Source organism: Wolbachia endosymbiont of Glossina morsitans morsitans (assembly GCF_000689175.1).
Taxonomy (GTDB): Bacteria; Pseudomonadota; Alphaproteobacteria; order Rickettsiales; family Anaplasmataceae; genus Wolbachia; species Wolbachia pipientis.
Map to the genome: position 1 here is coordinate 1 of NZ_AWUH01000122.1, position 6,286 is coordinate 6,286.

A 6,286-nucleotide genomic window follows, 5' to 3' on the forward strand; every position below is an offset into this window, starting at 1 on the left:
GATGCAACAAAGCCATCCCAGTGTTTGGGCACTGGGATGACAAGAAGAGAGTACTGGAATGACAGGAGAAGGGGGGGCGTACTACCGTCATAAAGGAACCAGTGTCAGCTACTCGGATGATACCTTCTTTCTACTTAGTTTGGGTTATGCAAGAAGTCTATTCGCGGTATAGATTCCGCTAACACGTAGCGGGATGATGGTTGTCGGTAAATCTAAGTCAGTTTAGCTATATGCTTTTAATTCCCCCAAAAGGAGAGTTAAATATGTGAAACTCTAGTTGATATAATTTAATGAATGGTTAATTTAAATTACTAATTTACTTAAGAGATTTTGATAATATTTAACCCACTAGCTTTTCTATTTTCCATATCATGATGGGCTTGAATTATTTCATCAAGTTTATATTTTTTATTGATCCGTACAGTTAAAAGTTTTTTTCTTATCATCTCGAAGATTTCCATTGTGGTAAGCACTAATGTGAATCTATCATTCTTATAATGGTATATTGAGGTTCCAGTTGCAAATAACGAACGTGAACTAAGTAAAGAAAAACTAATAGGAGCGTTACCTGATATCTGCCCATAGGAAACGTATATGCCGAACCTGCCTAAAGATTCAAAAGAGAGCTTACTTGTAGCGTAACCTATGGGGTCATACACTGCACCTACTCCTCTGTTTTGCGTAATCTCCATAATTTTAGAAACGAAGTCTTTATCATTGTAGTTTATTGCGTATGTGCAGCCACTTTGTAAAGCTATCTTCATTTTTTCATCAGAGCTTACAGAACCTATCACTACACCTTTTTTATCCTTTGCCCATTGGCATATTATTTGTCCTAAGCCACCATTAGCCCCATGAACTAGCACGAAAGCACCAGGCCTGATTTTATAAGATTGATTAACTAAATAGTGAGCTGTCATACCTTTAAACAGCACTGCAGCAGCAACTTCATCAGATATGTCATCTGGAATTTTTATCAGATATTTCTGGTGTATAATGCGCTTTTCACAATATGCCCCTGGAGGAGCTGTGCAATATCCAACTCTGTCTCCAACCTTCAACCCATCACTGATTTTTTTACCAAGCTTTTCAATAACTCCCACTGCTTCTACCCCAAGCGCTGATGGTAAATTTTTAATTTTGCGTGTACCTTTTCTGTGCTCTAAATCATAACGATTTAAGCCGATAGTTGTGTGACGTACTAAAACTTCCTCGCCTTTTGGCTCACCTATATTCTTATCTACAAATTCTAATACTTCTGGTCCTCCAGTTTTTTTTATTTGTATAGCTCTAACCATGATGAATGTAAGATAAAAACTTTAATTATGTTATCTAATAATTAATATTTTGCAAAGTTATTGTTTTTACAATCAATAGACTTCTTGCGTTACCTCCTGTCATCCCAGTGTCAGCTACTCGGATGACACCCTATTGATTACTGAAATGACACGGTTTGCAAACATTCTGTTACTTAAGCTTAAAAAACGTGTATGATAGTGTTATTTCGCTCAAATCTTTTGTGTTGTTATCAAGCATTATCTCAGGATCTATATAGAAAGATACGGGCATAGCTGCTTTTTGTTTTGGTAGCAACATTTGTTCTTCAAAACAAAAGCATGCAATTTTATTGAAATACTTACCTGCTTTGAAAGGCGTAACGTTATACACCGCCATTCCAAATGAAGGCTGATCAGATAGATTTTTTGCGTAATAAAAAGCTAAACTTTGTTCTCCTATGTTCACATCAACGTAGTGAGTTTCTGATTTAAACTCCCAAGGTAGATCGGACATTATATCAGCATTGAAGTGAACCCTGATCTTTTGGTTAGTTATATTTGTTGTTGCATTAGTTACTTTTCTTATTGTGCCACCATACCCAGTAGCTTTACAGAAAATGCTATATAGAGGTACCGATGCATATGCAAGACATATCATCGACACAACTAAAGATACTAAAAAGAAAACTATAGAATTCTTACTGCCTTTCCTTAAAAAGGAAAACATCTAATCCCTATTGTTGAACAAGTTAAGTAACCTGAGTAGATTGAGAAATATATTAATAAAGTCAAAATAAAGATTAGTCGCACCGAGTATTGCCAATTTAGTAGTAGCAACTTCTGATCCGTCATTATGTTTATAATAAACGTCCTTGATTCTTTGAGCATCATACGCAGTCATTAAGGTAAAGACTATTACTGATATGAACGATATTGCAAAGTGGAGAGGACTACTTCCAAGAAATAAATTTACTATAGACGCAATGATTAATCCCCAAACTCCCATAATCAAGAAAGAGCCCATACTTGTAAGATCTCTTTTTGTGGTATTACCATATAAAGCCATAGAGCCAAACATGATTGATGTAATGAAAAACGCCCTTGCTATATTTTCTGCAGTATAAACTATAAAAACATAAGATAAGGAAAGCCCCATTAACACTGAGAACGAGAAAAATATAGTAACGGCAGACTGAGCACTTAGGTGTTGAATTCTATAAGACATGTAGAACACCAATGCAACCGGAGATAACATTACCACAAGCGATAGAACGGGATTAGAATAAATTACTTGAAAAAGACCAGAAAATACTGTTAAAAATGCAACAAGCCCTGTAACGCCCAAAGCTAAAGCCATGTAATTATATACTTTAGTTAGGTAATTTCTAAGCCCAGCACTATAATAAACGCCTTGAGAGCGAATATCCTGTTCATTTCTCATATAAGACATAATATAACTCCTTTTATCCATTACTTAACACGTTATAATATAAAACCATATTTTTATCAAGTGTTTTTATTATAAACAGCTATGCACTGGCATTTGTTTTAATATAAATAGAATATAGGCCTATTGCTGCTGCATTTGAAACATTTAAGCTGTCAATTACGTTTGATATTGGGATCTTTAAAAGATAATCACAATTTTCTTTAACTAACCTCCGCATTCCTTTCTCTTCAGAACCAAAAATCATTACTCTTTTTTTCTCAAGACTCTTTATTTCATCTATATTTTCTTTAGCATTGCAATCAAACCCGTAACACCAGTAGCCGACCTTTTTTAAATACTGCATAGTTTTTACTATATTTGTAACGTATATTAGCGGAACAATATCTAAAGCCCCACTTGCTGCTTTTGCAATAGATGCATTTTCACTCGGTGAATGGTTATGTGGTAAAACCAATGCGTTGACATTAAAACAAGCTGAAGTTCTTAAAATCGACCCAATATTGTGCGTGTCAGTGACTTGATCTAAAATGACTATAGTAGAGCTGTCGTTTGAGCTTTCAGCTACTTCTTCGATGCTTAAGTTATAAAGAATAGGGGCAACATTTAAAGCAATTCCTTGATGGTTAGCACCTTTAGATAAAACGTCATTAAGTATTTTGTTTTCTACTAATCGAACTTTAATGTCCTTACTATTTACACATTGCCTAATTTCTTTTTCATGTTCTCTATAGAAATTTTCTGTTACTAACAGTTCTATACACTGCCTATTTTTATTCTTCAGTGCTGACATGCAGGTGTGCTTTCCATACAGCCAAAAATTCTCATTAGTTTTTGACGATTTCATCGTATTATCGAAAACCGGGTTTTTATAGAATAAGCAACATTTTACTATGTTTGGATATTGTTGTAAAATTATACAATTCGATTAATGCGTTTATGTCGAACGATGAGTTGGATTGGCAAAAAAATGTTAAGCCAATAGAATGTGGAAAAGTTACTTTGAAAGTTGATCATAAAGTAAATATAAAGTCTATGGTTGATAAAGGTACCTCCGACTTACAAAGGAATTTTCTTAATACCAATAATGGTAACTCACCATTTTGTCTTGACCAAAACACAAAATCAAAAGTTGATAGGGGTAAATATTTTATAAGCGATAAGCTCGATTTGCACGGCTATAGTATAGAGGATGCTTACTGTAAATTGATAGATTTTATTATCAAAAATTATCGAGCAGGAAATAGATGTTTATTGGTAATTACGGGATACGGCAGTGCAACAAATAAAACAGACACTATAAAGAGTAACTTAAATAAATGGTTAAATGACACTAAAATCCAGCATATGGTTCTATACTACCAACAAGCTACGAAAAAACATGGTGGTAAAGGGGCTTTTTATGTTTTATTAAGAAGGAATAAAAACCTTGAGTCCTGATACTTAAAATTCCTTTTAAGCCTTAATTTTTCTTGTTAACCATACAGTGTTCGGCAGCGCGTGACGCACAACTGTGCGAACATTGTGATTTGGGTCTACCAGGAAGGATGTCTCCCAGTACCTCTTTTCCCGTCATCCCGCTACTTGTTAGCGGGATCTCATTTCACTTTATGAGGGTGTCATCCGAATAGCTTGACTACTTGGATCCAGATTGGATACTGAGTTGGTGAGTATAAAAGTATAGCTTCTACGTCATACCGCCGCGGTATCTCAGCCGCTAACAAGTAGCGGGGTGACGAGTTACTATGCCGCTGCGAACCGTCATACCGCGATTTATTCCATAGCTGTACGAACATTCATTTTTGAAGGTAAACTGCACAGTAAATGGTGTCATTCCAGTGCTTGACACTGGAATCCAGCCGGCTTTGTTGCATCGCTAGCTATGATGGATTAAAGATAAAAAAGGTGGAGAATATCAGTAGCTTATTATTCTGGTATTTATAACAAGAACGGTCAGTGAATACCTAAATTTGAGTAAAAGAAATTTCACTACCACTCACTAATCCGGCTAAAATTCAAGAATTTCAATGCTTTAGCTATTTTCAATAGAATTAAATTTATTAATATAAATAACAAATTACTATTCTTAAATTTGATCAGATTGATTGCAAAAAAACAAGATTTTCAATAAGTTGCTTATAATCCTAATTATAGTTAGCCTTTCATAAGTAGCGATGCAACAAAGCCATTCCCGCGTCACGCGCTGCTATGTGGTATACAAATTTCCTTCGAATTACAACGTACGTGCGCTCTATATGCACTTGATTGACAAATGCTCTCTTATCAAAATCTCAAGAATCTGCACTATATTTAATGCTGCACCTTTGCGCAGGTTGTCAGCCACTATCCACATATTTAATCCGTGCTCAACAGTATTGTCTCTTCTAATACGCGATACATATACAGCATTCTCCTGTACAACATCAATTTGAGTTATGTATTCACTATCTTCACGCCTGTTGTACACTAAAACTCCACTATCTTCGGCTTCACTTAGCACTTCACGAGCTTGTTCTTCAGTGATATGTTGATCAAATTCCACATTTACTGCCATAGCGTGACCGATAAAGACGGGTACCCTTACACAAGTTGCAGTAACTTTTATATCTTCCTCTAAAATTTTTTTTGTCTCCTCTTGCATTTTCCATTCCTCTTCTGTAGAACCATTTTTCATGAATTCTCCTACATGGGGAATGCAATTGAATGCTATTTGCTTAGAGAATATCTTGGGTTTTTTAGCTTCGTTCATAAAGATTTTTTTTGTCTGGTCATAGAGCTCATCCATTGCTGCTTTGCCTGCACCAGAAGTTGATTGATAAGTTGAAGCAACGATTCTCTTTATTTTTGCTTTTTGGTGTAATAGATGTAGTACTAGCAGCATCTGTATTGTAGTACAGTTTGGATTGGATATTATGTTGTGGTTTTTATATTCCATAATTTTTTCTTTATTAATCTCTGGAATAATGAGTGGCACACCCTCTTTCATTCTAAAATGGGAACTGTTATCTATCACGATGCATCCAGCCTGTGTTGCAATTGGTACATACTCTTCAGAAACATGAGATCCAGCACAGAAAATGGCTACATTAGTTCCAACGAAGTCATAATCCTCAAGGCATAAAACTGTTAACTCTTTGTCACCAAAGCTCACCTTCTTCCCTTCTGATTTTTTCGATGCAAGTGCAATAACGCAATCTATCGCCTCATCTTGAAATTCAGCAAGCGTGCTTAATACCTCACGCCCTACTCTTCCGGTTGCTCCAATAACAGCAATTTTGTATCCCATATAGATGAACCTCTAATTTCAAAGTTCTATTATATTTTTACTGACAAAATTTACAATTGTTTTAATATTTTTACCTTGCAATTAATTGTAATTTAGCTATTATTATGCAATATTAGTAATATTACATAATGAAATGAAAGATGAGTAAGGAATACGATGAAACTAAGGTTAAACCTGCAATTTCTACACCTCAAGGGCCTGAAGGAACCAATGGATCAAAGGCCCAAAGTGTTCTTTCGAATAAAAGAAAGCCTACAATAAATTTTGATGATAAAA

At 35.1% G+C, this 6,286-nt stretch carries 7 protein-coding genes; 1 reads left to right on the forward strand and 6 read right to left on the reverse strand.

The window, feature by feature from the left end:
• Positions 1 to 320: 320 nt before the first annotated feature.
• The 4 genes from WGMM_RS02945 to rlmB all read right to left on the reverse strand — a co-directional run bounded on the left by WGMM_RS02945 (position 321) and on the right by rlmB (position 3,571).
• Complete coding sequence (locus WGMM_RS02945) at positions 321 to 1,298, reverse strand: quinone oxidoreductase family protein (RefSeq protein WP_038249836.1); 978 nt, start codon at positions 1,296 to 1,298, stop codon at positions 321 to 323.
• 169 nt (positions 1,299 to 1,467) lie between these two features.
• Entirely contained in the window at positions 1,468 to 2,004 is a 537-nt protein-coding gene (locus WGMM_RS02950; protein WP_038249839.1) for a cytochrome c oxidase assembly protein, read from the reverse strand.
• The gene (locus WGMM_RS02955) at positions 2,005 to 2,727 is read right to left on the reverse strand and encodes a Bax inhibitor-1/YccA family protein (RefSeq protein WP_038249842.1); all 723 of its coding nucleotides are present in this window, start codon (positions 2,725 to 2,727) and stop codon (positions 2,005 to 2,007) included.
• A gap of 79 nt (positions 2,728 to 2,806) precedes the next feature.
• Positions 2,807 to 3,571, reverse strand: coding sequence for a 23S rRNA (guanosine(2251)-2'-O)-methyltransferase RlmB (gene rlmB, locus WGMM_RS02960; RefSeq protein WP_038249844.1), 765 nt, complete (start codon positions 3,569 to 3,571; stop codon positions 2,807 to 2,809).
• Between the two features lie 92 nt (positions 3,572 to 3,663).
• Here rlmB and WGMM_RS02965 point away from each other — a divergent pair, with 92 nt between their 5' ends.
• Positions 3,664 to 4,164, forward strand: a complete 501-nt coding sequence (locus WGMM_RS02965; RefSeq protein WP_038249850.1) for a Smr/MutS family protein — start codon at positions 3,664 to 3,666, stop codon at positions 4,162 to 4,164.
• A gap of 277 nt (positions 4,165 to 4,441) precedes the next feature.
• Here WGMM_RS02965 and WGMM_RS07110 read toward each other — a convergent pair whose 3' ends face one another.
• Together WGMM_RS07110 and WGMM_RS02970 are read right to left on the reverse strand one after the other, a co-directional pair.
• Positions 4,442 to 4,573, reverse strand: a complete 132-nt coding sequence (locus tag WGMM_RS07110) for a hypothetical protein (protein WP_275039481.1) — start codon at positions 4,571 to 4,573, stop codon at positions 4,442 to 4,444.
• 402 nt (positions 4,574 to 4,975) lie between these two features.
• Positions 4,976 to 6,010, reverse strand: a complete 1,035-nt coding sequence (locus WGMM_RS02970; protein ID WP_038249847.1) for an aspartate-semialdehyde dehydrogenase — start codon at positions 6,008 to 6,010, stop codon at positions 4,976 to 4,978.
• Positions 6,011 to 6,286: the final 276 nt, after the last annotated feature.

Bases quoted from the DNA above. Each gene is read 5' to 3' on its own strand.
- WGMM_RS02945 (WP_038249836.1), bottom strand. From the start codon at position 1,298: ATGGTTAGAGCTATACAAATAAAAAAAACTGGAGGACCAGAAGTATTA.
- WGMM_RS02970 (WP_038249847.1), bottom strand. From the start codon at position 6,010: ATGGGATACAAAATTGCTGTTATTGGAGCAACCGGAAGAGTAGGGCGT.
- WGMM_RS02955 (WP_038249842.1), bottom strand. From the start codon at position 2,727: ATGTCTTATATGAGAAATGAACAGGATATTCGCTCTCAAGGCGTTTAT.
- WGMM_RS02965 (WP_038249850.1), top strand. From the start codon at position 3,664: ATGTCGAACGATGAGTTGGATTGGCAAAAAAATGTTAAGCCAATAGAA.
- rlmB (WP_038249844.1), bottom strand. From the start codon at position 3,571: ATGAAATCGTCAAAAACTAATGAGAATTTTTGGCTGTATGGAAAGCAC.
- WGMM_RS02950 (WP_038249839.1), bottom strand. From the start codon at position 2,004: ATGTTTTCCTTTTTAAGGAAAGGCAGTAAGAATTCTATAGTTTTCTTT.